The organism is Allorhizobium sp. nf9_anc (genome assembly GCF_056323085.1).
Window position 1 is genome coordinate 1,751,257 of sequence record NZ_CM150481.1, and the last position, 24,367, is coordinate 1,775,623.

At 61.2% G+C, this 24,367-nt stretch carries 25 protein-coding genes; 4 read left to right on the plus strand and 21 right to left on the minus strand.

The genetic code is table 11. The features are described 5' to 3' along the window. Positions 1 to 26: 26 nt before the first annotated feature. From ntrC to dusB, 3 genes are read right to left on the minus strand one after another with little or no spacing between them, the layout of a single operon-like run. Positions 27 to 1,478 (minus strand): nitrogen regulation protein NR(I), encoded by a 1,452-nt coding sequence (gene ntrC / locus AC02Y0_RS08285; protein WP_102020041.1) that lies wholly within the window; start codon positions 1,476 to 1,478, stop codon positions 27 to 29. Then, on the minus strand, positions 1,478 to 2,617 hold the full coding sequence (locus tag AC02Y0_RS08290) for a two-component system sensor histidine kinase NtrB (RefSeq protein WP_102020040.1): 1,140 nt from the start codon (positions 2,615 to 2,617) through the stop codon (positions 1,478 to 1,480). Before AC02Y0_RS08290 ends, ntrC begins: the two co-directional genes overlap by 1 nt. After that, positions 2,614 to 3,630 (minus strand): tRNA dihydrouridine synthase DusB, encoded by a 1,017-nt coding sequence (gene dusB, locus AC02Y0_RS08295; protein WP_476383993.1) that lies wholly within the window; start codon positions 3,628 to 3,630, stop codon positions 2,614 to 2,616. Before dusB ends, AC02Y0_RS08290 begins: the two co-directional genes overlap by 4 nt. 158 nt (positions 3,631 to 3,788) lie before the next feature. Between dusB and AC02Y0_RS08300 the strand changes: the two genes are divergently transcribed. After that, entirely contained in the window at positions 3,789 to 4,997 is a 1,209-nt protein-coding gene (locus AC02Y0_RS08300) for a bifunctional 2-C-methyl-D-erythritol 4-phosphate cytidylyltransferase/2-C-methyl-D-erythritol 2,4-cyclodiphosphate synthase (protein WP_476383451.1), read from the plus strand. Continuing rightward, positions 4,997 to 5,503 (plus strand): CinA family protein, encoded by a 507-nt coding sequence (locus tag AC02Y0_RS08305; protein WP_476383452.1) that lies wholly within the window; start codon positions 4,997 to 4,999, stop codon positions 5,501 to 5,503. Before AC02Y0_RS08300 ends, AC02Y0_RS08305 begins: the two co-directional genes overlap by 1 nt. On the opposite strand, the gene AC02Y0_RS08310 is transcribed toward AC02Y0_RS08305, so the two are convergent. The 17 genes from AC02Y0_RS08310 to AC02Y0_RS08390 form a co-directional block, all read right to left on the minus strand. After that, positions 5,488 to 5,940 (minus strand): type II toxin-antitoxin system RatA family toxin, encoded by a 453-nt coding sequence (locus AC02Y0_RS08310; protein ID WP_476383453.1) that lies wholly within the window; start codon positions 5,938 to 5,940, stop codon positions 5,488 to 5,490. The two genes, AC02Y0_RS08305 and AC02Y0_RS08310, sit on opposite strands and share 16 nt — an antisense overlap. Before the next feature lie 10 nt (positions 5,941 to 5,950). Beyond that, entirely contained in the window at positions 5,951 to 6,520 is a 570-nt protein-coding gene (locus AC02Y0_RS08315) for a P-loop NTPase family protein (protein WP_476383454.1), read from the minus strand. 12 nt (positions 6,521 to 6,532) lie between these two features. Continuing rightward, entirely contained in the window at positions 6,533 to 6,829 is a 297-nt protein-coding gene (locus AC02Y0_RS08320; RefSeq protein WP_476383455.1) for a HigA family addiction module antitoxin, read from the minus strand. A gap of 8 nt (positions 6,830 to 6,837) precedes the next feature. Next, the gene (locus AC02Y0_RS08325; protein ID WP_476383456.1) at positions 6,838 to 7,119 is read right to left on the minus strand and encodes a type II toxin-antitoxin system RelE/ParE family toxin; all 282 of its coding nucleotides are present in this window, start codon (positions 7,117 to 7,119) and stop codon (positions 6,838 to 6,840) included. A gap of 26 nt (positions 7,120 to 7,145) precedes the next feature. After that, a complete protein-coding gene (lipA, locus tag AC02Y0_RS08330) occupies positions 7,146 to 8,141 on the minus strand; it encodes a lipoyl synthase (protein ID WP_476383457.1) in 996 nt (331 codons plus the stop codon). A gap of 40 nt (positions 8,142 to 8,181) precedes the next feature. Then, positions 8,182 to 8,436: a GlsB/YeaQ/YmgE family stress response membrane protein gene (locus tag AC02Y0_RS08335; RefSeq protein ID WP_172450126.1), complete on the minus strand. Its 255-nt coding sequence runs from the start codon at positions 8,434 to 8,436 to the stop codon at positions 8,182 to 8,184. A gap of 76 nt (positions 8,437 to 8,512) precedes the next feature. Continuing rightward, entirely contained in the window at positions 8,513 to 9,958 is a 1,446-nt protein-coding gene (gene lpdA / locus AC02Y0_RS08340; protein WP_476383459.1) for a dihydrolipoyl dehydrogenase, read from the minus strand. Positions 9,959 to 10,039: 81 nt separating this feature from the next. Continuing rightward, positions 10,040 to 10,306, minus strand: coding sequence for a YdcH family protein (locus AC02Y0_RS08345; protein ID WP_444557144.1), 267 nt, complete (start codon positions 10,304 to 10,306; stop codon positions 10,040 to 10,042). A 112-nt stretch (positions 10,307 to 10,418) separates the two neighbouring features. Beyond that, positions 10,419 to 11,057, minus strand: coding sequence for an SGNH/GDSL hydrolase family protein (locus AC02Y0_RS08350; protein WP_102020030.1), 639 nt, complete (start codon positions 11,055 to 11,057; stop codon positions 10,419 to 10,421). A gap of 16 nt (positions 11,058 to 11,073) precedes the next feature. Further along, a complete protein-coding gene (locus AC02Y0_RS08355) occupies positions 11,074 to 12,417 on the minus strand; it encodes a pyruvate dehydrogenase complex dihydrolipoamide acetyltransferase (RefSeq protein ID WP_476383461.1) in 1,344 nt (447 codons plus the stop codon). Between the two features lie 12 nt (positions 12,418 to 12,429). After that, positions 12,430 to 13,809: a pyruvate dehydrogenase complex E1 component subunit beta gene (locus AC02Y0_RS08360; protein WP_476383462.1), complete on the minus strand. Its 1,380-nt coding sequence runs from the start codon at positions 13,807 to 13,809 to the stop codon at positions 12,430 to 12,432. Between the two features lie 15 nt (positions 13,810 to 13,824). Further along, positions 13,825 to 14,871: a pyruvate dehydrogenase (acetyl-transferring) E1 component subunit alpha gene (pdhA, locus tag AC02Y0_RS08365; protein WP_102020027.1), complete on the minus strand. Its 1,047-nt coding sequence runs from the start codon at positions 14,869 to 14,871 to the stop codon at positions 13,825 to 13,827. A gap of 148 nt (positions 14,872 to 15,019) precedes the next feature. Next, complete coding sequence (locus tag AC02Y0_RS08370) at positions 15,020 to 15,337, minus strand: FtsB family cell division protein (RefSeq protein ID WP_102020026.1); 318 nt, start codon at positions 15,335 to 15,337, stop codon at positions 15,020 to 15,022. Between the two features lie 147 nt (positions 15,338 to 15,484). Continuing rightward, positions 15,485 to 16,759: a phosphopyruvate hydratase gene (eno, locus tag AC02Y0_RS08375; protein ID WP_476383463.1), complete on the minus strand. Its 1,275-nt coding sequence runs from the start codon at positions 16,757 to 16,759 to the stop codon at positions 15,485 to 15,487. 214 nt (positions 16,760 to 16,973) lie between these two features. Next, on the minus strand, positions 16,974 to 17,822 hold the full coding sequence (gene kdsA / locus AC02Y0_RS08380; protein WP_476383464.1) for a 3-deoxy-8-phosphooctulonate synthase: 849 nt from the start codon (positions 17,820 to 17,822) through the stop codon (positions 16,974 to 16,976). After that, positions 17,819 to 18,712, minus strand: a complete 894-nt coding sequence (locus tag AC02Y0_RS08385; RefSeq protein WP_476383465.1) for a VOC family protein — start codon at positions 18,710 to 18,712, stop codon at positions 17,819 to 17,821. Before AC02Y0_RS08385 ends, kdsA begins: the two co-directional genes overlap by 4 nt. A gap of 27 nt (positions 18,713 to 18,739) precedes the next feature. Beyond that, a complete protein-coding gene (locus tag AC02Y0_RS08390; RefSeq protein WP_476383466.1) occupies positions 18,740 to 19,282 on the minus strand; it encodes a DUF1003 domain-containing protein in 543 nt (180 codons plus the stop codon). A 201-nt stretch (positions 19,283 to 19,483) separates the two neighbouring features. Between AC02Y0_RS08390 and lexA the strand changes: the two genes are divergently transcribed. Beyond that, positions 19,484 to 20,197: a transcriptional repressor LexA gene (gene lexA / locus AC02Y0_RS08395; protein ID WP_102020021.1), complete on the plus strand. Its 714-nt coding sequence runs from the start codon at positions 19,484 to 19,486 to the stop codon at positions 20,195 to 20,197. On the opposite strand, the gene AC02Y0_RS08400 is transcribed toward lexA, so the two are convergent. Then, positions 20,178 to 22,673, minus strand: a complete 2,496-nt coding sequence (locus AC02Y0_RS08400) for a ComEC/Rec2 family competence protein (protein WP_476383467.1) — start codon at positions 22,671 to 22,673, stop codon at positions 20,178 to 20,180. The genes lexA and AC02Y0_RS08400 overlap by 20 nt on opposite strands. A 266-nt stretch (positions 22,674 to 22,939) precedes the next feature. On the opposite strand from AC02Y0_RS08400, the gene gltA reads away from it, so the two are divergent. After that, positions 22,940 to 24,229: a citrate synthase gene (gene gltA / locus AC02Y0_RS08405; protein ID WP_102020019.1), complete on the plus strand. Its 1,290-nt coding sequence runs from the start codon at positions 22,940 to 22,942 to the stop codon at positions 24,227 to 24,229. The last annotated feature ends 138 nt before the right edge of the window (positions 24,230 to 24,367 follow it).

A 24,367-nucleotide genomic window follows, 5' to 3' on the forward strand; every position in this document is an offset into this window, starting at 1 on the left:
AAATTGCAACGGCGGTTCCGCAATTGTCAAGCCGAGCGGGAGCTTCGATAGACCGAGACGCCCAGCTCCCGGATCTTCTTGCGCAGCGTGTTGCGATTGAGGCCGAGCAGATCGGCTGCCTTGATCTGATTGCCGCGGGTGGCGGTCAGGGCCGCGAGAATCAGCGGATATTCCATTTCCGTCAGAACACGGTCGTAGAGGCCCGACGGCGGGAGGGCATCGCCGAATGATGCGAAGTAGGTCCGCATGTTCTCCTCGACGGCCTGCGAGATCGTCATCGTGCCCGAGGGCATGCCGACCTTGGCGATTGGGCTGTCGGAGACATCGGCACGCAGTTCCTGCTCGACGATTTCGCGTGCGATCACATCCTGTGGATAAAGCGCCATGAGGCGGCGGACCACATTCTCCAGCTCGCGGACATTGCCCGGCCAGGCATAGGACTTCATCACTTCGAGCGCTTCATGGTCGAAACGCTTCGAATCGAGACCTTCCTTTTCGCCCTGCTGGATGAAATGGCGGACGAGATCCGGAATGTCCTCGGCGCGGTCGCGCAGCGGCGGCAGGCGCAACGGCACGACGTTCAGTCGATAATAGAGATCTTCGCGGAAAAGGCCCTGGTTGATCGACTGCTTCAGGTCCTTGTTTGTCGCAGCGACGATCCGGACGTCGGTGCGGATCGGGGTACGGCCACCGACGGTGGTGTATTCACCCTGCTGAAGGACACGGAGCAGACGGGTCTGGGCATCCATCGGCATGTCGCCGATCTCGTCGAGGAAGAGCGTGCCGCCCTCGGCCTGCTCGAAGCGACCGGTGGAGCGGGTCTGGGCGCCGGTAAAGGCTCCCTTTTCATGGCCGAAGAGCTCCGACTCAATCAGGTCGCGCGGGATGGCGGCCATGTTAATCGCGACGAAGGGGCCGTTCCGGCGTTTGCCATAGTCGTGCAGCGCCTTGGCCACCAGTTCCTTGCCGGTGCCCGACTCGCCGGTGATCATCAGCGTCAGATCCGTCTGCATCAGTCGGGCGAGTACGCGATAGATTTCCTGCATCGCGGCCGAGCGGCCGACCAGCGGCATGCCGTCCTGCATGTCATCGTCGAGGCGCGCCGGGCGCTTCTTCGGCTCCGACAGCGCGCGGCCGATGATGGCGATCAGCTCGGTGAGGTCGAAAGGCTTGGGCAGGTAGTCATAGGCGCCCTTCTCGGAGGCCTTGATGGCGGTCATGAAGGTGTTCTGGGCGCTCATGACGAGGACTGGCAGATCCGGCCGCGCCTTCTTGATGCGCGGCAGGAGATCGAAGGCGTTTTCATCCGGCATCACGACGTCGGTGACGACCAGATCGCCCTCGCCTGCCGAAATCCAGCGCCAGAGGGTGGCAGCGTTCGAGGTGATCCTGACGTCGTAACCTGCACGGCTCAGTGCCTGGTTCAGCACCGTGCGGATCGCAGCATCGTCATCTGCAACAAGGATCGTGGCCGTCATCAGTTCGTTCCCGTGGATTTGGCAAGAGGCGCGTCGTCGAGCGCTGTCTCTTTCGACATGGGCATGAGGACCCGGAAGGTGGTGCGGTTCGCCTGGCTGTCGCATTCAACGATGCCGCCATGGCCGCCGATGATCTTGGCGACCAGGGCCAACCCAAGACCGGAGCCGTTCGTCTTCGTTGTGATGAAGGGATCGAAGAGATGCGGCAGGAGATCGGACGGCACGCCTGGCCCATTGTCATGAACGCAGAATTCGAGTGGCAGCGAGATCTTCTCGCGGGAGCCCGCGACCGAGAGGCGAATGCCCGGGCGATAAGCGGTCGTCAGCTGGATCTCGCCATCGGAGCGTTCGCCGATCGCTTCGGCAGCGTTCTTCACGAGGTTGAGGAAGACCTGCACCAACTGGTCACGGTTGGCAAAGACCGGCGGCAGAGAGGGATCGTAATTCTCGGTGATCCGGATGTTGCGGGCAAAGCCTGCCTTGGCGACGGCCTTCACCTGATCGAGGACCGAGTGGATGTTGATCGACTGGCGGTCGACCGGGCGCTCGTCGGAGAAGACCTCCATGCGGTCGACCAGCGAGACGATGCGGTCGGTCTCATCACAGATCAGCCGGGTCAGCGCCCGGTCTTCGTCGGTTACCGCTGTCTCAAGCAATTGGGCCGCTCCGCGGATACCGGAAAGCGGGTTCTTGATTTCGTGCGCGAGCATGGAGGCCAGACCAGTGACGGAGCGGGCCGCGGCCCGATGGGTCAACTGACGGTCGATCTTGTCGGCCATGGAGCGCTCCTGGAAGACCACGACGACATTGCCGGGCTGGCTCAGAACCGGCGCCACATAAAGGTCGACCAGCTTCTCCTGCCCGAGGCGCGGCGAGCTCAGATCGACGCGGTATTCATTCACCGGAGCGCGGCGTTCACGCACCTGTTCGATCAGCGACAGCAGCGGACTGCCGAAGGGAATGAAGGTCGAGATGCGGTAGCGCGCCAGATGGGAAGCACTCGCGCCGAAAAAGGCTTCCGCCTCCCAATTGGCGAATGCGATATGGCCGTTTGCGTCGACCATCACCACCGGGTTCTGGATGGCGTTCAGCACTGCCATGGCAAGGCCGTTGGTGCCCGCGTTGTCGTTCGCCGTCATGCGGCCTCCTGTCTGGCGCTGGCGTCGGCACTGCTCGAGAGCGCAAGCTCCAGAGCCTCGGCGACAAAACCGGCGTCCTTCGATGTCATGATTGCGGCCTTGGTTTCGCCCGCGAGATCAGGTGCGTGGCGGTCGAGATACCAGCCGAGATGCTTGCGGGCGTGGCGGACGCCTACCTCCGCGCCATAATGCTCCAGCATCATCCTGTAGTGTTCGACGACGAGGCCGGGGATATCGGAAGCCCGAGGGCCGGCATGACCAGCGAGGACACCGGCATGCCAGGGCCTGCCCTGACACGAACGACCGACCATCACCGCATCAGCGCCGGAGCGGCGCAATATGTCGTGAGCATCCTCGACGGTCTCGACGTCGCCATTGGCGATCAGTGGAATGCGGATTACATCGCGAACAGCGGCGATGGCGTCCCAATCGGCGCGGCCTTCGTAGAATTGCATGCGCGTGCGGCCGTGGACCGTGATCAGCTGCACACCGGCAGCTTCCGCACGGGCCGCAATGTCAGGCGCATTCATCGAGTTTTCGTCCCAGCCGAGACGCATCTTGACCGTGACAGGGATCTTCACTGCCTTCACCGTCGCTTCGATCAGCGACAAAGCGTGCTCCGGTTCGCGCATGAGGGCAGACCCGGCATAACCACCGATGACCTTCTTGGCTGGGCAGCCCATGTTGATATCGATGATGTCGGCGCCGTTCGCCTCTGCAATGACGGCAGCCTCAGCCAGCCATTTTGCCTCGCGGCCGGCTAGCTGGACCATATGGGGCGTGAGCCCCGCCCCCTTGAGGCGCGACCAGCTTTCTGCTGCATTGAAGACAAGTTCGCGGCTTGCCACCATTTCGGTCACGACAAGTCCAGCACCAAAGCGAAAGGCCAACTGTCGGAATGGCAGATCGGTCACTCCGGACATCGGCGCAAGCACAAGCCGGTTCCGGACGGGAACCTTGCCGATGCTGAAGGGCGTGTCCAACGCGACGGAAATCAAATGATTATCTTTCAGGCAAAGAACGCATTTGCATTATTTTTAGACAGTCAGCTCTGGCTTGCCAAGAGGCAAAGCTCACGCATCGACAAAAAATCGTGCAAATGCTGGAAAAGCTGATGCCGAGCCGATAGAGCACGGTTGCGAAGAAAATGTGTCATGGACCAGGCAGGGCGATGGAGCAAGGGCGTAGCGGAACAATCGGGGTCGTGGTGGTTGCCGCAGGACGCGGCGAACGCGCCGGCGCCTCGATCGAAGGACCCAAACAATACCGGCGGATCGGCGGCAAGCCGGTCATCTGGCACACGCTCAAAATCTTCCTCGACTGGCCCAGAAGTGGTCCGATTGCCGTGGTGATCCACCCTGACGATCGGGCGCTGCTCGAGGCTGCCGTCGCCGATTTACCCCAACGAGAGGATCTGATCATCGTGACGGGTGGCGCGACGCGACAGGCTTCGGTGCTGAACGGCCTGCGTGCCTTGCAGGATCGCGGCATCGAGCATGTGATGATCCAGGACGGCGTCCGGCCCTTCGTCGATACAGCTCTTCTGGAGCGGAGCGCCCGTGAACTTGCAGCCGGCAAGAAGGCCGTGTTGCCAGCCCTGCCCGTTTCCGACACGATCAAGCGCGCCGACACCTCCAGTATCGTTGGAGCGACCGTTCCGCGCAAGGATCTTTTCGCCGCCCAGACGCCACAGAGCTTTCACTATGCGACCATCCTAGCCGCCCACGAACGGGCAGCCGAAGAGCATGCTGCGGATTTCACCGACGATGCGTCGATCGCGGAATGGGCCGGCATTCCGGTTCATCTCGCCGAGGGCTCGATCGACAATGTTAAACTCACCGTGCAAAGGGATATCGCCATGGCCGACGAGAAATTGCGGGGCTCCACCCTGCCCGATGTTCGCACCGGGAACGGCTATGACGTGCACCAGCTCGAAGCCGGTGACGGCGTTACCCTCTGCGGCATCTTCATTCCGCACGACCAGAGGCTCAAAGGACATTCGGATGCCGATGTCCCGCTGCATGCGCTGACGGACGCGCTGCTCGCGACCTGTGGTGCCGGTGATATCGGCGATCATTTCCCACCTTCGGACATGCAGTGGAAGGGTGCGCCCTCGCGCATCTTCCTGGAGCATGCCGCCAGGATCGTGCGCGAGGCCGGCGGCACGATCATGAATGCAGATATTTCGCTTATTGCCGAAGCACCTAAGATCGGACCCCATCGCCAGGCCATGCGGGAAAAGCTCTCGGAAATTCTCGGCATCTCGCTTGATCGCTGCTCGGTGAAGGCGACGACCAACGAGACGATCGGCTTTGTCGGCCGGCGCGAGGGGATCGCGGCGATCGCGACTGCGACGGTCGTGTTCCGCGGTGCAGAGTGATGGGGCTCTATCCCGACGACATCGAGGCGCAGACCGCTGAGATCATTGCCGCCTATCAAGACCGGGGCTGGATGATCGCGACAGCTGAGTCCTGCACTGGCGGATTGATTGCCGGCGCCCTGACCGAGATCGCCGGTTCGTCGGCCGTCGTCGACCGCGGTTTCGTCACCTACACGAACCAGGCCAAGATGGATCTGATCGGCGTTTCAGCATCGACGCTGGAGGCCTTCGGCGCCGTCTCGAAGGAGACGGCGCTGCAGATGGCGCATGGGGCGCTGATGCGTTCCGGTGCCGAGGTTGCTGTGGCCGTCACCGGCATCGCCGGACCGGGCGGCGGCTCGGCGGAGAAGCCGGTTGGCCTCGTGCATCTCGCCTTGAAGACCCGCTCGGGCCTCATCGATCACCGGGAGATGCGCTACGGCGAGATCGGCCGGGATCAGGTGCGGCTTGGGACCGTCAGGACTGCGCTTGAAATGCTCTCGGCCGCGGCTCAGACCCCGGCGTAGATCTTGTCGGCACGCTCCTCGAAGGCTTCCGAGAACATGCGGAAGGCACGGTCGAACATCGAGCCCATGAGCGCGCCGAGGATGCGGTTCTTGAACTCGTAGTCGATGTAGAAATGCACGGAGCAGCCGCCATCCGCCGTTTCTTCGAAGCGCCAGCGATTGTCGAGGTACTTGAAGGGCCCCTCGATGTATTTGACATCGATGGTGCGCTCGGAGGGCGTCAGCAGGACCTGTGTGGTGAAGGTCTCGCGGATCGCCTTGTAGCCCACCGTCATGTCAGCGAGCAGCAATTCCTTGCCATCGCGTTCGCGACGCGACCGGATGGACAGCGCTTCGCAGAGCGGCAGAAATTCCGGATAGCGCTCGATGTCGGCGACGAGAGCATACATGCGGTCGGGCGAGTGCTTGACGGGACGGCGGGTTTCGAATTGTGGCATGAAGCGGGACTTAATGAGGAAGTCCCGCGAGATCAAGCAGGTGCGCCATTTCGCCGTGGGATTTGAGGGTGATCACGGGCACGGACGGGCCGTGGCGATCGATTTCCTGGATGATGCGTGGAACGTAGCGGCGTTCGAAGTTCCAGATGTAGGAGAGGAATTCGCGGTCGGGCAAAGGTTCAGGGCAACCTTCGGCCATATCAGGTCTGACTGTACCTTTGTACCGCGCCACTCTTTTGGCAACGCCCAGAAGGCATTTCCACCTGGAAAGGCGCAGCCACACAATAAGATCGGTGCGCGGCAGCCTTATATCAAAGGACGACGAACCACTGCCGTCTATGACCCAAGCCTCGTCCGCAACCAAGGCACTCAAGCGTTCACGCTGCTCTTGCCTGCTCCGCTCCTGCCAACCGGGCAGCCAGCGCACATCCCTGTCCAGCGAAACGTAAGTGAGATTGAGCGAGGATGCGAGGCACTGGGAATACGTGCTCTTTCCGGCGCCTGATGAGCCGATGACGCAGATGCGTCGAGCGTCACGCAATTGCATCGCGGCATCATTTCCGAGCGGGATCTCCAACATTCGGAGCAACCGTCAAGCTGCGGCCACGGGCCTGATCTGATCAAGCCCCTTCGCGGTTTTGCTTGCCTGAGCAAGGTCGTAGGTCCGCTGAAGGTTCAGCCAAAATTCAGGACTTGTCGAGAAATAGCGCCCCAACCGCAACGCCATCTCCGCCGTTACATGGGCATCGCCCTTGTCCAGCGATTCGAGCGCAGGCAAGGGGATACCGGTCTCCGCAGCCACCGTCGCGCACGCCAGCCCGAAGTCAGCGATGAAATCATCGAAAAGGACGCGACCGGGATGGATGGGCTCATCAGGCAACTGCAGCATCTGGCACCTCAATGGTAGTCGCAAACTTCGACGTCGTAAGCATCGCCATCGACCCATCGGAAGCATATTCGCCACTGATCGTTGATCCGAATCGAATGCTGGCCTTCTCGATTGCCTCTCAGCTTCTCCAGCCGATTGCTCGGCGGTACGCGCAAGTCACCGAGATCGTGAGCGGCGTTTATTGCCATCAGCTTTCGCCGGGCCCGCTCAACGACGTCTGGCGGGAGCGCTCGAACGTTCGACGTCTTGAAAAGTTGCTCCGTCAGTTTGTCCTTGAAATCTCTTATCATGATTTCATCCAAACCGACAGGGCAGCCTAGGTACGAACCAGTTGCAGCTTCTCCCGCGCCGCCTTCAACCGTGCGAAGTCATCGCCGGCATGGTGGGAAGACCGGGTGAGCGGGCTTGAGGACACCATCAGGAAGCCCTTGGTATAGGCGATATCCTCGTAGGACTTGAACTCTTCCGGCGTGACGAAGCGCTCGACCTTGTGGTGCTTGCGGGTCGGCTGGAGATACTGGCCGATGGTCAGGAAGTCGACGTCGGCCGTGCGCAGGTCGTCCATCAGCTGCAGGACTTCATTCCGCTCTTCGCCAAGGCCAACCATGATGCCAGACTTGGTGAACATCGTAGGATCAAGCTCCTTGACCCGCTGCAGCAGACGCACGGAGTGGAAGTAGCGCGCGCCCGGACGGACGGTCAAATAGTTGCCGGGTACGGTTTCCATGTTGTGGTTGAAGACGTCGGGCTTGGCCGCGACAACACGCTCCAGGGCACCGGGCTTCTTGAGGAAGTCCGGGGTCAGGATCTCGATCGTCGTTTGCGGCGACGCGGCACGAATGGCCCAGATCACCTTCTCGAAATGTTCAGCGCCGCCATCAGCCAGATCGTCGCGGTCGACGGAGGTGATGACGACGTGCTGCAGACCCATCTGGCGGACGGCCTTGGCGACGTTTTCCGGTTCGTCCAGGTCGAGCGCATTGGGCTTGCCGGTCGCGACATTGCAGAAGGCGCAAGCGCGGGTACAGATCTCGCCCATGATCATGAAGGTCGCGTGCTTCTTGTCCCAGCACTCGCCGATATTCGGGCAGCCGGCCTCTTCGCAGACCGTCACCAGCTTGTGGGAACGGACGAGTTCGCGGGTCTCGTGATAGCCCTTCGAGGTCGGCGCCTTGACGCGGATCCATTCCGGCTTGCGCAGCACTTCGGTGTCGGGCTTGTGGGCCTTCTCCGGATGGCGCACACGCTTTTCGTCTGCGGGCACCAGGGGTGCCGCGTTCGAAAGATTGGTCCTGTCGAGAATGGTGACCATGGTCAAAACCCTGTCCCGCCGCTCGTGCGGCTGATCGAGATTACCGCCGGACAAGCCGGGCAATGAAGAGAAGGATGCTGGCACCGACGAAGCTGGTGAGCAGATAACCGAGCCAGTCACCTTCGACAAAGATGCCGAGGCGACGGAAGATTGCGGCTGCGATTGCCGCACCGACGATGCCGATCACGATGTTCATGAAGACGCCGAAGCGCATGTCCATCAGCTTGCCGGCAAGCCAGCCAGCGAGGCCGCCGAAGAAGATCGTCGCGATAATGCCGACTTCAAAACCTGCCACGTCGAACTCCCTTCGGATCGTCAATTTGGACCCTGCCGCTCATATAGGCGGCGAGGTTCCGTTTCACAACCGGGCTTTAGGCGTTGAGCACCCGGCCATAGGCGTCGAGCACGCTTTCCTTCATCATTTCCGACAGCGTCGGATGTGGGAAGATCGTGTGCATCAGCTCTTCTTCTGTCGTCTCGAGGTTCATCGCGACGACAAAGCCCTGGATGAGCTCGGTCACTTCCGCGCCAACCATGTGGGCACCGATGAGTTCGCCGGTCTTCTTGTCGAAGATCGTCTTGATCATGCCCTGGTCTTCGCCGAGTGCGATCGCCTTGCCGTTGGCGGCAAAGGAGTAACGGCCAACGCGGATCTCGCGGCCCTGCTCTTTCGCCTTGGCTTCCGTCAGACCAACCGAGGCGACCTGCGGGTTGCAATAGGTGCAGCCGGGGATCTTAGCCTTGTCCATCGGGTGAACGTTCGGCAGGCCAGCGATCTTCTCGATGCAGATGACGCCTTCATGCTCGGCCTTGTGGGCAAGCATCGGGGGGCCTGCGACGTCGCCGATCGCATAGAGGCCCGGCACATTGGTCTTGCCATAGCCGTCGATGACGATGCAGCCGCGATCTGTCTTCACGCCGAGCGTTTCGAGGCCGAGGTTCTCGATATTGCCCTGAACGCCGACGGCGGAGATCAGGCGGTCAGCGGTAATCGTCTGGACCTTCCCGTCCTTGGTTTCGACATGGGCGGTGATGGAGTTTGCGCCCTTTTCAACCTTGGAGACCTTGGCTTCGGTGATGATCTTCAGGCCGCGCTTTTCCAGCTGCTTGCGTGCGAAGGTGGAGATTTCCACATCCTCGACCGGCATGATGTTGGCCATCAGCTCGACAACGGTGACGTCGACGCCCATCGAGCGATAGAAGGAGGCGAATTCGATACCGATCGCGCCCGATCCCATGACGACCATGGACTTCGGCATGAAGTCCGGCTTCATCGCTTCGAAATAGGTCCAGATCAGCTTGCCATCCGGCTCAATGCCGGGAAGCGCACGCGGACGCGCACCAGTCGCGACAATGATGTGTTTGGCTGTGTAGGTGCCCTCGCCCAGAACGCCCTTCGGGATCGGGTTCTGCGGCTCCACGACAGGCTTGGTCATCTTGCCGACGACGACTTCGCCGGGCTTGGTCAACTTGGCTTCGCCCCAGATCACGTCGATCTTGTTCTTCTTCATCAGGAAGGCGACGCCGCCGTTCAGGCGAGCCGAGACGCCGCGCGAACGGGCGACCACGTCCTTGACGTCGGCGGTCATCGTGCCGTTCAGCGTCAGGCCGTAGGATTTTGCGTGATTGGCGTGATCGAGGATCTCGGCCGAGCGTAGAAGCGCCTTGGTCGGGATGCAGCCCCAGTTGAGGCAGATGCCGCCCAGATGCTCGCGCTCGACGATTGCGGTCTTCAGGCCGAGCTGGGCTGCACGAATAGCGGTGACGTAGCCGCCGGGGCCGGAGCCGATGATGATGACGTCGTAAGCATTCGACATGGGCGCTTCCACTCCTCGGTTTTCTGCGAGCCTCCGCGCGTTTGGCGGCGGAGGCCCGGTTCGGGACTGGAAGCGAGAACCTCAGACTGCAGGCTTCTCGGCTTCCGGTTCATGATGAACCAACATCCCGTAGATCTCATCCTTGAGCTGCATCCGCTTCTTGCGCATTTCCACGATGTGGAAGTCGTCTGCAGGCTCGACATCGGTTTCGGCGCGGTGGATGGCCCGGTTCACCTCATGATAGGTTTCGAACAATCTTGCGAAGTGACCATCCGTTTCCTTCAGATGACGCATCAGCGCGACGTGTTCCGGGAATTCCACTGCCAGTTCGTGCGGTGTGTTCGACATGATCCCATCTCCTCTTGTCGGGGTTGATGGGCTCAGGTTAGACGCAGCGCACAAGACCTCCTTGATTTTGATCAACGCGCCCTGACGGAGAGTTCAGGACGCCGTGTTTTCGTTAAAGCCCGAGCATCATGCGGACGATCGGCTCAAGACCGCGTCCGATGGCGCGCGTGTTCTCGGCATCCAGGTGGATGCCGTCGAGCGGCGTGGTTTCTGCGACCGATCCGGCATCGAAAAAGGCACATCCGGCCTCGTCCGCTGCGTCGCGATACATGCTGGCCAGCATGGCGCCTTCTTCCACCGAGTGGTTGAACATGGCGCCGAACACCGAATTGGCCGTCTCGCGGATCGCAGGCGGTGCGACGATCAGGATTTCGGGCTCTTCGAACTCGAAACCCCAGTCGTGCTTCTGCACCTGCTTGACGAGACGCTTGACGCCACTGGTCGCACCGATGGCCGTTCCCTGGATGCCACGCTTGAGGTCATTCGTCCCCAGCATGATGATCACGAGATCAATCGGCTTGTGCGTGGCGAGAAGCGTCGGAAGCAGCTTGGTTCCGTTGCGCTCGCAATCGCCCAGATGGTCGTCATAGGCTGTGGTGCGGCCGTTCAGGCCTTCGGCGATCACCCGGACCCCATGACCGAGCGCCTTTTGCAAGACGCTCGTCCAGCGGTCCTCGTGGGCATGCCGACCCAGGTTCACCGGGTCGTATCCCCATGTCAGGCTATCGCCATAGGCAAGAACGGTCTTCATCTTAACCGCCCCCGGATCAGACCAGCATGCCCATCGGATTTTCGATGTAGCGCTTGAAGGCACCGAGCAGCTCGGCACCGAGCGCGCCATCGACGCAGCGATGGTCGGTCGAGAGCGTCACGGTCATGACGTTTGCCACCTTCATCTCGCCCTTCTTGACCACCACCCGCTCTTCGCCGGCGCCGACCGCGAGGATCGTTGCATGCGGCGGGTTGACCACGGCCGAGAAGCTCTTCACGCCCATCATGCCCATGTTGGACACGGCAGTCGTACCGCCCTGATATTCCTCGGGCTTCAGCTTGCGATCTTTGGCGCGCTTGCCGAGGTCCTTCATCTCGTTGGAGATGGTGGACAGGCTCTTTTCCTCGGCCTTGCGGATGATCGGTGTGATCAGGCCGCCGGGGATCGAGACCGCCACGCCGACATCGGCATGCTTGTGCTTGACCATATTGGTGTCGGTCCAGGAGACGTTGGCATCCGGCACGTCGCGCAGTGCGAGAGCCAGGGCCTTGATCACCATGTCGTTGACCGAGAGCTTGTAGGCCGGCTTGCCGTCCTTTTCGGGGGCAGCGGCGTTCAGCTGGGCACGAAGCGCCATCAGGGCATCCAGTTCGCAATCCACGGAAACGTAGAAGTGCGGGATGGTCTGCTTGGATTCCTGCAGGCGCTTGGCGATCGTCTTGCGCATGCCGTCATGCGGCACGAGCTCGTAGGAGCCTTCGGCGAAGTTCTTGAGCACCGCCTCTTCCGACGCACCCTTGGCCAGAACCGGTGCAGGAGCTGCGCTCGACGCAGCTGCGGCTGCAGCCGGTGCGGCCTTTGCACCACCGGTGCTGACGGCCTTTTCGACATCGCTCTTCACGACGCGGCCCTTCGGACCGGAGCCCGAGACAGCCTTCAAGTCGAGACCGGCTTCCTTGGCGAGGCGGCGCGCGAGTGGCGAGGCAAAGACCCGCTCCCCGCTCGACGCTGCCGGAGCAGCCGACGCGGCTGCGGGAGCCGGCGCTGCGGCTGGTGCAGCAGCAGGTGCAGGTGCTGCTTCAGCCTTAGGAGCAGGAGCCGCCTCAGCCTTCGGCGCGGACGAGCCGCCACCAGCGGCGGCGGCGGCCACGTCTTCGCCTTCCTCGGCGAGGATCGCGATCAATGCGTTGACCTTCACGGCCTCGGTGCCGGCGGGAACAACGATCTTTGCGACGATGCCTTCATCGACGGCTTCCACTTCCATGGTCGCCTTGTCGGTCTCGATCTCGGCGATCACATCGCCGGACTTGACCTTGTCGCCTTCCTTGACCAGCCACTTGGCCAGATTGCCCTCTTCCATCGTCGGAGACAGGGCCGGCATGGTGATATTGATCGGCATGACCTTGCCCCCTTACTTGTAGCAGACGGTTTTGACGGCCTGAACGACTTCGGCAACGCTCGGCAGAGCCAGCTTTTCGAGATTGGCCGCGTAAGGCATCGGAACATCCTTGCCGGCGATCGTCAGGATCGGTGCATCCAGATAGTCGAAGGCCTGCTGCATGACGCGGGTCGCAATTTCGGTGCCGACGGAGGACTGCGGATAGCCTTCCTCGACGGTGACAAGGCGACCGGTCTTCTTGACGGATTCGATGATGGTCGGCAGGTCCATCGGACGGATGGTTCTGAGGTCGATCAGCTCGACGTCAATGCCTTCCTTCGCCAGTTCCTCGACGGCCTTGACCGAATAGGTCATGCCAATACCGAAGGAAACGATGGTCACGTCCTTACCGGTCTTGTGGATGCGCGCCTTGCCGATCGGCAGGACGAAGTCATCCATCTTCGGCACTTCGAAGGAGTGACCGTAAAGGATCTCGTTTTCCAGGAAGATGACCGGGTTCGGATCGCGGATAGCAGCCTTCAGCAGGCCCTTGGCGTCAGCTGCCGTGTAGGGCATGACGACCTTGAGGCCCGGGATCTGGCTGTACCAGGCCGCATAGTCCTGGCTGTGCTGGGCGCCAACACGGGCAGCTGCACCGTTCGGGCCGCGGAAGACGATCGGCGCACCCATCTGGCCGCCGGACATGTAGAGCGTCTTGGCAGCCGAGTTGATGATGTGGTCAATCGCCTGCATGGCGAAGTTGAAGGTCATGAATTCGACGATCGGCTTCAGGCCTGCCATGGCAGCACCAACTCCGAGACCGGCAAAGCCATGCTCGGTGATCGGGGTGTCGACGACGCGCTTTGCGCCGAATTCCTGCAGCAGCCCTTGAGTGATCTTGTAGGCGCCCTGATATTCGGCGACTTCCTCACCCATGATGAAGACGTCAGGGTTGGCGCGCATTTCCTCGGCCATGGCCTCGCGCAGCGCTTCACGCACCGTCATCGTCACCATTTCGGTGCCGGCCGGAACGTCCGGATCGGCAGCGACTTCCACCTTCGGAGCTGCCGGAACGGCGGCAGCAGCAGCAGGCGCTTCGGCAGCCGGAGCGGATACCGGCGCGGCGGCAGCAGGTGCTGCCTTCGGAGCGGGTGCCGCATCGGCGCTTTCACCATCCTGCAGGAGAACGGCGATCGGCGTGTTGACCTTAACGTTCTCGGTGCCGGCCGCAATCAGCAGCTTGCCGAGTACGCCTTCATCGACGGCTTCCACCTCCATGGTCGCCTTGTCGGTCTCGATCTCGGCGATCACGTCGCCAGACTTTACGGTGTCGCCTTCCTGCTTAATCCACTTGGAAAGCGTGCCTTCTTCCATTGTCGGAGAAAGGGCGGGCATCAAAATTTCGATCGGCATGGGTTCCCTCCCCGATTACAGAAGAATGTCGGTGTAGAGCTCGGAAACATCCGGCTCCGGATCGGCCTGGGCGAAATCGGCGCTGTCCGCGACAATGTCACGCACATCCTTGTCGATCGCCTTGAGCTGGTCTTCTGAGGCCCAGCCATTCTCGAGGAGACGGGCCTTGACCTGCTCGATCGGATCCTGCTCCGACCGCATCTTCTGCACTTCTTCCTTGGAACGGTACTTCGCCGGGTCGGACATCGAGTGGCCGCGATAGCGATAGGTCAGCATTTCCAGAATGATCGGACCCTTGCCGGAACGGCAATGCTCAAGCGCCTCATCGGCGGCAGCCTTCACCGCACGCACATCCATGCCGTCGACCTGGACGCCGGGGATACCGAAGCCGGAGCCACGCAGCGAGTAGTTTGACTGGGCCGTGGCGCGGGCCGTCGAGGTGCCCATGGCGTAACGGTTGTTTTCAACGATGTAGATGATCGGCAGCTGCCAAAGGGCCGCCATGTTGAAGCTCTCGTAGACCTGGCCCTGGTTCGCAGCGCCGTCGCCGAAATAGGCGACAGAGACGTTGTCGTTGCCGCGATACTTGTTGGCGAAGGCCAGACCGGTTCCGAGCGAAACCTGCGCGCCGACGATGCCGTGGCCACCGTAGAAATGCTTCTCTTTCGAGAACATGTGCATGGAGCCGCCCTTGCCCTTCGACAGGCCGCTGCGGCGACCCGTGAGCTCGGCCATGACGCCACGAGCGCTGAGGCCCGCTGCGAGCATGTGTCCGTGGTCGCGATAGGCGGTGATGACCTGATCACCTTCCTTCTGCGCCATCTGCATGCCGACGACCACAGCTTCCTGGCCGATGTAAAGGTGACAGAAGCCCCCGATAAAGCCCATGCCATAAAGCTGGCCGGCCTTCTCTTCGAAACGGCGGATCAGAAGCATTTCACGATAGGCGTGAAGCTCTTCGTCTGCTCCAAATTCAGGTGAGTTCTTCCCGGTGAATTCCTTGCCGGCCGATTTGGCGGAAGACTTCCGACCGTTCGCAGCTGCTGGCTTGCGAGGCGCCATGCATCCCTCCCATGGGTTATTATGGTCCAAAGTTGAACACAGAATAGGGAAGAAAGACGACGGCGGCAATGCCATAAATGCATGGCTCACATTCGCCGCAAGCAACTGTAATGACTAAAAAATTTACGATTAACTGAATTCAGGTTAATCAGAAATAGGTGTTGAAGATGACGATTTCATCCGGGCGGGACATATTGAGCTGATAACGCGCCTTTTCGTCGATGATATCCTCATCCAGCGAGCCATCACTCAACAGGCTGACTTCCTTTTCGAGGACAGTCCGTTGCGCCACCAGTTTGTCGAGCTCGGCTGCGCGCTCCTTGCGAACACGCTCGAATTCCTGACCGGCCCTGAGGCCATAGTCGCCATGAATGGAATGATAGCCGAAATAGGACAGGAAAGCGATTGTGACGGCGGGGAGAACGAGACGACCGTATTTCTTCTTTTTGTGATGTCTGGTCCACATGCCGACAAATGCCCTGAAACGCGAAACTGAAATTCCCGTTCAGATTAGCGGGCATGTCTTAACCGATCGTTGACCCTGTTCCACACCTGAAAGAAAAAGCCCGCGCCGGGGAACCGGCACGGGCTTTCAGAATGGATGCGAAGGCGATCAGCCGCGCAGGATGGAAGACCCTGCGTAACGCGCCTGCGGGCCGAGCTCTTCCTCGATGCGGATCAGCTGGTTGTACTTGGCGGTACGGTCGGAGCGGGCAAGCGAGCCGGTCTTGATCTGACCGCAGTTGGTGGCAACTGCGAGATCGGCGATCGTGGAATCCTCGGTTTCGCCCGAACGGTGCGACATCACGGCTGTGTATGCAGCGCGATGTGCGGTCGAGACGGCATCGAGGGTTTCCGAGAGCGAGCCGATCTGGTTGACCTTGACCAGGATGGAGTTGGCAACGCCCATCTTGATACCGTCGCGCAGACGGGCCGAGTTGGTGACGAAGAGATCGTCGCCTACGAGCTGGACCGTCTTGCCGATCTTGTCGGTCAGAGCCTTCCAGCCATCCCAGTCGTCTTCTGCCATGCCATCTTCAATCGAGAAGATCGGGTACTTGGCAGCCAGTTCCGCGAGGTATTCGGCCATGGCTTCCGGCTCAAGCGTGCGGCCTTCGCCTTCGAGAATGTACTTACCGTCCTTGAAGAACTCGGTCGAGGCGCAATCGAGTGCGATGTGCATGTCTTCGCCCGGACGGTAGCCGGCCTTTTCGATCGACTTCATGATGAAGTCGAGGGCTGCCGGAGCCGATGCGAGACCGGGGGCAAAGCCGCCTTCGTCACCGACATTGGTGTTGTGGCCGTCGGCCGCGAGCTGCTTCTTCAGCGTATGGAAGACTTCCGAGCCCATGCGAACGGCGTCGCGGATGGTGTCGGCGCCAACCGGCACGATCATGAATTCCTGGAAGTCGATCGGGTTGTCGGCATGGGCGCCGCCGTTGATGATGTTCATCATGGGAACCGGCAGGACGTGGGCGTTCGGGCCGCCGACATAACGGTAGAGCGGCAGGCCGGAAGACTGGGCTGCAGCCTTGGCGACGGCGAGGGAGACGCCGAGGATCGCATTTGCACCGAGGCGCGCCTTGTTTGGCGTGCCGTCGAGCTCGATCATCAGGTTGTCGATCTGGATCTGGTTTTCGGCATCATGGCCGCCGATCGCATCATAGATCTCGCCGTTGACGGCTTCGACTGCCTTTTCGACACCCTTGCCGAGGTAGCGCGAGCCACCGTCGCGCAGCTCGACGGCTTCATGCGCGCCGGTCGAGGCGCCCGAGGGAACAGCCGCACGGCCCATGCTGCCGTCTTCGAGGTAGACGTCGACTTCGACGGTCGGGTTGCCGCGGCTGTCGAGAATCTCGCGGCCGATGATGTCGGTAATGGCGGTCATGTTCGCTCCCTGTAGACGGAAATTGGACAAGGCTCCGAAGGCCGATCACCGGGCAAGAAGCCACCGGACCCGCCTGTGAGTCATCCTCTCTTATCCGATGATCGGGAAAATACAATGACGGATAGGGAGCGGAATGAACGAAATCTAATCGATTTAAACTGCAACTGCCTACGGCGCTTCCGGTTCAACCGATTGAAGCGCCGCGGAAGGCCGATCAGGATGCCTTGGCGATCTCGTCGAAGGCGATGAGTTTTTCCAGGAGCCGGCGCATGTCTCCGATCTTCACCATGTTCGGACCATCCGAAGGCGCATTGTCCGGGTCCTGGTGAGTCTCGATGAAGAGACCGCCGACACCCACGGCGACTGCCGCCCGGGCAAGCGTCTCGACGAATTCGCGCTGGCCACCGGAGGAGCCGCCCTGCCCGCCCGGCTGCTGCACCGAGTGGGTGGCATCGAAAACAACGGGCGCGCCCATGGCGGCCATGATCGGCAGCGAGCGCATGTCGGAGACGAGCGTGTTGTAGCCGAATGAGGCGCCGCGTTCGCAGAGCAGCACATTCGGGTTGCCGGAACCGGTGATCTTGTTGAGGACGTTCTTCATGTCCCAGGGGGCGAGGAACTGGCCCTTCTTGACGTTGATCGCGCGACCGGTCTTGGCGGCAGCAACAAGCAAGTCTGTCTGGCGGCAGAGGAAAGCCGGGATCTGCAGGATGTCGACGGTCGGGGCGACCGCAGCGCACTGTTCTTCGGTGTGGATGTCAGTGAGAACCGGAACGCCGAATTCCTTCTTGATGTCGGCGAAGACTTCCATTGCCGTTTCCAGGCCAATGCCGCGCTCGGCGGACAGCGAGGTGCGGTTCGCCTTGTCGAAGGAGGACTTGTAGACGAGGCCGAGGCCGAGTTCGCGGCAGAGCTCGACGAGCTGGCCGGCGATCATGAAGGCGTGATCGCGGCTTTCCATCTGGCAGGGACCTGCGATCAGGGCGAAACGGCCCTTCTGCGAGAAGACGGCCTTGCCCGCGCCTTCACCGACCACGACTTCCGAATTGGGAGAAACGCTCATTTCAACTCCTCGAAGGCGAAGGTCACGCCTTGCCCCTTTTCCGGCGCGACAACGAGGCGCGCGCCCGTTTTGTGATAGTGGACGCCATTAGCAGCGAGGCAGGCTTCTGTCACGCCGAGATCAGCGGTGGAGATGACCACCGCTGCACCCAGGAGACCACGCTCTGAGAGGGGAAGATCCTGGCCGTAATGGGCGAAGAAGCCTTCGGGCGTCAGAACATCGACGGCCGCATTGGCGGTTTCGATCGAGAGGCCGAAGGAGTGGGCGGTGACGTCGCGCTGCTCAAGCACCATTTCCAGCAGATATTGGAAGTCGCTCGGGTTTTCCTCGACCAGAACGATCCGCTTTAAACCCGTCGACCCATTTTGATGGACAGTCAGGGCGCCGCGATCAGCGGGAAGCGGGTTCACGCGCTCACAGGCAAAGGCGAAGAAATCCGGCGCCCTCAGATCCGCTGCGAAGGCAAGTCGAAAGGCGCCTTCCGCCGTTCGACCATCAGGGAAGCGAAACTGGCGCGCGAATTCGAGCAAGGGACCGGCGCTCTGCCCCTCGGCGTGGTAATGCGCATCATCGGCTGCCGCATCATCGGTCTTGACGACGAAGGCAGAAAGCCCCTCACCGCGACGAAAGCGGAAGGCCTGGTCGCGCGCCACAAAGACATTGTTGTTGCGCTGCGCCTCCAGGCAATCCTCGCGACTTCCGACGGCGAGCGGCTCAAGATAGGTGTCGTCGGCGAAGAAGACGCAGGCGTTCTCTGTGCCGAAGGGATGGCGCGCGTCGGCGGCGACCGTGAAGCCGAGCTGGTTCAGACGGTTTCGGCCGGTCTCTAGATCGACCACGGGCAGGACGAGGTGATCGATGGCGCGCGGCGCAGACATGGGATGGGACATGACTTGTCTCTGTTTCAGAAGCTAGATTTAGGAATTGTTCGGTCGGCTTGAAAGGGCCTCGACCGCCTTGCGCAGGGCATCGATCTCCTCGCGGGTCTCACGCAGTTCCTTTAGGACCTGCTCATCGATCTTGTGGTGCAGCGCCAAGACCTCGATCTCGGCCTTCAGGTTGATCTCATAATCCTTGGCCGCCATGAAGCGATCGCGCTCCGTCTGACGGTTCTGGCTCATCATGATGATCGGCGCCTGGATGGCCGCCAGCATGGACAGAATGAGGTTCAGAAAGATGAAGGGATAGGGGTCTAGCGCGCGCGTCGAAAGAAGGACCGTGTTGAGGAATACCCAGGCGACGAGGAAGAGCATGAACCCGATGATGAAAGCCCAGGATCCGCCGACCCTCGCGATCGCATCCGCGAGACGTTGGCCGAAGGTGGCGCCGGCTAGAAAGTCCTCGCCGGCATTGGTCGAGACCGTCCGGCGTTCGCGCGCCTTGCTCAACACCTTCTTCTCGGCCGAGGTCAGGTCGGCGGTCTGCTTGCCCAATACAATCTTTTCGATGTCTTTCAGCATATCCCACTTCCCGAAAGGGTCTCACGGCATGCGAGACGTCTTTTTGGCAGCGCCGCGCGCCGATCCTGTCTTGTTGCCAAGTTTCATCTCGGGCTATCGCATTTTCTCACCGGCTCTTCACGGAAATTTATCCACTTGCGGAACACAAATGGAACATATAGTGTCTGTTCTGGATTTGTTTCACCCTAAGGGGCTCCACATATGCTGACGCGCAAGCAACAGGAACTGCTTCTCTTCATCCACGAACGGATGAAGGAATCGGGTGTCCCGCCGTCCTTCGACGAGATGAAGGATGCGCTGGACCTCGCATCGAAATCCGGCATCCATCGACTGATCACGGCTCTCGAAGAACGCGGCTTTATCCGCCGCCTGCCGAACAGGGCTCGTGCGCTCGAGGTGATCAAGCTCCCGGAAGCCTATACGCCGAGCCTGCAGCCGCGTCGCGGCTTTGCGCCTAGCGTGATCGAGGGCAGCCTCGGCAAGACGCCGCCACCAAGCCTCACCAAGCCGCCGGTGGAAGAGAGCAGCTCGTCTGTGTCGGTCCCGGTCATGGGGCGAATCGCGGCCGGTGTGCCGATCTCGGCTATCCAGAACAATACGCATGACATCACGGTGCCTGCCGAAATGATCGGCGCTGGGGATCACTACGCCCTTGAGGTCAAGGGTGATTCGATGATCGAAGCCGGCATTCTCGACGGCGATACGGTCATCATTCGCAATGCCTCGAATGCCAATCCGGGCGACATAATCGTAGCCCTCGTCGATGACGAGGAAGCAACATTGAAGCGCTTCCGCCGCCGAGGCGCCTCGATCGCGCTTGAGGCCGCGAACCCGGCTTATGAAACACGCATCTTCCCGCCGGATCGCGTCAAGATCCAGGGCAAGCTGGTGGGGCTTATTCGCCGCTATCATTGATGTCGGGTATGGGGTCCGCTAGCGGCCGTTTCATGCCGCGGCTGAATGGTTCAGGCGCTAGGTGCTCTATATCGGCCTGTCCGGTTCGCCAGTCATAAAGGCGGTGCGCGGTCCAAGGCCGCGCCGCCCCCTCGAAAGAAGTTTTGATCGCCAGGCCTTGCGGCATGTTTGCGATGCCTGAGATCTCGATAGCGCCAGTGGCCCTCAGGCTGGTCTGCGAGAAGAGAACCGCACCGGATCGGCAATAGGTTTGCCGGGTCCTCGCGGCGAGGACGACCAGATCGGCGCGGTCACACGCTGCGCCGAGAAGTTCGGAACGGTCGACCGTCATCAGTGTTTTTCCGGATATCAGCTTCAACGCGCACGCCTGACTTATGCAGACGAAGCGGCTGGTCTCGGCCGAGGTGATCAGGCGGTCGAAGATCGCTTCTGCTTCCTGTTGCTGGACATCCGTCCATGTCTCGCCCAGGCGCCAATCGGGTGACGGCGGCAATGGCCCGAGCTCAAGCATCAGAGGCGGCACGGGCTTGTCGATACCGAGGACGGGCTGCCACTGATCGAACAGGAAGGCCGACGGCCGCGTGCGGTTGGTGGCGAGGCTGGCACCTCGGTCTTCCCCTGTCCAGACGGCCACGAGGCGTGCGTCTTCGCTGATCAGCACGTCGCTTGGCTTCTCCGGCGGTGCCCACCATGTTGCAGCGACGGTAATAGCGATCAACGCCGTGCCTGCATGGCGAAGGCGCGTGCGCAGGAGCGTCAGCAGCAGCATCCCGGCGACCGTGCCGATCAGGAACGAGGCCGGCAATCGCGGGAAAACGTAGCCTCCACCCCATCCGGCCACGGTGTGTGCGACCAGCAGCACCAGTTCCAATCCCTGCCCCATCACCCAAAAGAATGGCGCATCGAGACCAAGCGGCATCATCAGCATGGCGATGAAGCCGGCGGGCATGACGACGATTGAGATCAGGGGCATTGCAGCGAGATTGGCTTCGAGGCCGTGAGTCGAGAGCCGGTGAAAGTGGGTGATGGCAAAGATCGCCGTTGCCATCCCGCCGATGAGGGAGGTCGCAAGCGTACCACCGACAAATGTGGCGCTTGCCGCTGCAATCCGCATGCCGACAGACCGCGCAGGCGGAAGGATCGCGCGCGGCCTTGCCCGCCACCCGGCATAGCCCGCGATCAATCCGGCGGTCGCCGCAAACGACATCTGGAAGCTCGGCCCCATGACGGTGGACGGTTGGACACAGAGGATGGCAACCGCCGCCAGGGCGAGATTGCGCAGGCTGATGGCGGGCCGGTCGAAAAGCACGGCCGTCAGCATGATTGCTGTCATCAGATAGGCTCGGAGCGCCGAGACCTGATAGCCGGAGATCAGAACATAGCCGGTCGTCGCGATGAGCGCGCCCACCGCCGCGATCTTCTTGATCGGATAGCGCTGGGCCAGAACAGGCACGAGGCTGAGCAGGCCACGCAAGCCGACGAAAAAGATACCGGCCGCAAGCGCCATGTTGAGACCGGAGATCGCGGTGATATGCGCAAGTCCCGAGACCCGCAGCGCCTCTGTCGCGTTCTCCGACACGGAGCGACGCTCGCCGGTGATGATCGAGGCGGCGAAGGCTCCGGGGTCTCCGGGAAGGACTTCGCGGATGCGATTCGAAATGCGGTCTCTGAGCGAAAACAAAGCCGCATCGAAGCGTGCAGCGAGGCCCACGGCATCCCCCTGCCCTCCCGGCTCCAGCTTCGGTGGGCCGAGAAAGAAACCAACAGCACCGATTCCGGCAAAGTAGCTCTGGAAGGCAAAGTCGTTGAGACCCGGCAGGGCCGGACCGGACGGGGGAGAGAGCCGCGCGCGGCCAGTAAGGCGCTCCCCGATCGCGGCCGGCACATGCTTGCTGCGGGCAAGCAGGTTCACACGTTCGGGCGGGCGCCGCACCGTTGGCTCGACCGTCTGCAGGATCCGCATAGTGTAGCGCCATTCGCCGGCTGCGCCCTGCTCCCTTCGCTCGACGATCCCGCTCACGGTTGTGACGAGCGGCTGGTCAAGGATCACAGTCGACAGTCGGCGGGTCTCCCACTCCGCCAGCAGCATCCCGATGACAGTCAGACATATGCTCCAAAGGAGGATGTGCGAGGCGGTGTGTCTGAGCGACCGCACGAGTGGGATCGAAAGCACGGTGAGGATGGAAAAAAGAACCCAAGCAGAAGGCGGGCTCTTGACGGAAAACCAGATTGCAGCGCCTGCGCCCAGGCAGACCGGCACGAAGAGGAAGAGATGCCCATGGCGAACCTCGTCCGTTGTGCACTGCCTGATATGAAGCCCAATCCGCCCCAGTCTATTGCGGCTGCGGACCACGGCTCCGGATGCTGTAGGTCGATGCGCGGGCAGCTGATCGATGGCACGCGGCAGATCCCTGCGGGCCAGCGTTTCGCCGGGCCCTGCATGCCCTACCCCCTGTCTTTCTGCCACGTCGACCATTCGGTTCGTCCGAGCGAAGCCACCCCATCCGGGCACAGGATAGGCGAAAAGCGAGAGCAATCATAGCGTGCGCGAAGGGGTGATTCTGCTGCCTATCCGGGCTTTAAACGATTAGAACCGATCGGTTCGATTGTTGCTGTTTTCGCGACGCACAATTTGCCCTTTGGATAGCTTGGCATTAACTTCGGTATCATATAGCTACATCGACACGCTTAACCGATGGCGGCTTTTTTGAGACGCCTTCCCGCCAATACCGGAGGATCAGCATGACGGACAAAAGCGCTTCTTTGAAACTCGGTGACAAGACGGTCGACCTGAGCGTCAAGGCCGGAACGATCGGCCCAGACGTTATCGACATCGCGGCCCTGTACAAGCACACGGGCACGTTCACCTACGATCCGGGCTTTACGTCCACGGCCTCCTGCGAATCCAAGATCACCTATATCGACGGCGACGAAGGCACGCTGCTGCATCGCGGTTACCCGATCGAACAGCTCGCGGAAAAGGGCGACTTCCTGGAAGTCTGCTACCTGCTTCTTTACGGCGAACTGCCGACGGCAGCCCAGAAGAAGGACTTCGATTATCGCGTCACGCACCACACCATGGTGCACGAGCAGATGAGCAAGTTCTTCTCCGGCTATCGCCGTGACGCCCATCCGATGGCGGTCATGGTCGGCACGGTCGGCGCACTCTCCGCCTTCTATCACGACTCGACCGACATCACCGATCCGCATCAGCGCATGGTCGCCTCGCTGCGCATGATCGCGAAGATGCCGACGATCGCTGCGATGGCTTACAAGTATCACATCGGCCAGCCCTTCGTTTATCCGAAGAACGATCTGGATTACGCCTCGAACTTCCTGCGCATGTGCTTTGCCGTGCCTTGCGAAGAATACCAGGTCAATCCGGTTCTGGCGCGCGCCATGGACCGCATCTTCATCCTGCATGCCGATCACGAGCAGAATGCATCGACCTCGACCGTGCGCCTCGCCGGCTCGTCGGGCGCCAATCCGTTCGCTTGCATCGCAGCCGGCATCGCCTGCCTCTGGGGCCCCGCTCATGGTGGCGCCAACGAAGCCGCCCTCAACATGCTGATGGAAATCGGCTCGGTTGACCGTATTCCGGAATATATCGCCAAGGCCAAGGACAAGAACGACCCGTTCCGTCTCATGGGCTTCGGTCACCGCGTGTACAAGAACTATGACCCGCGCGCGAAGATCATGCAGAAGACCATGTACGAGGTCCTCGAAGCGACCGGCCATGGCGATGATCCGCTGATGAAGGTGGCTCTCGAGCTCGAGAAGATCGCGCTCAACGATCCCTACTTCATCGAGAAGAAGCTCTACCCGAATGTCGACTTCTATTCGGGCATCACGCTGCGTGCGCTCGGCTTCCCCACGACCATGTTCACCGTTCTCTTCGCGCTCGCCCGCACCGTCGGCTGGATCGCACAGTGGAACGAGATGATCGAAGATCCGCAGCAGCGTATCGGCCGTCCGCGCCAGCTCTACACCGGCGCGCCGCAGCGCGACTACAAGGCGCTCTCGGAACGCTAAGACGCTTACATCGCAATCTTTGGAGAAGGCCGGCTCAGTCCGGCCTTCTTTCGTTTCAGCTGACGCCTTTGCGCTCCGGACAGTCGGATGCGATCAAACTCACCGTGATGGCTGCGCATTTCGCCGCTAAATGCCTTC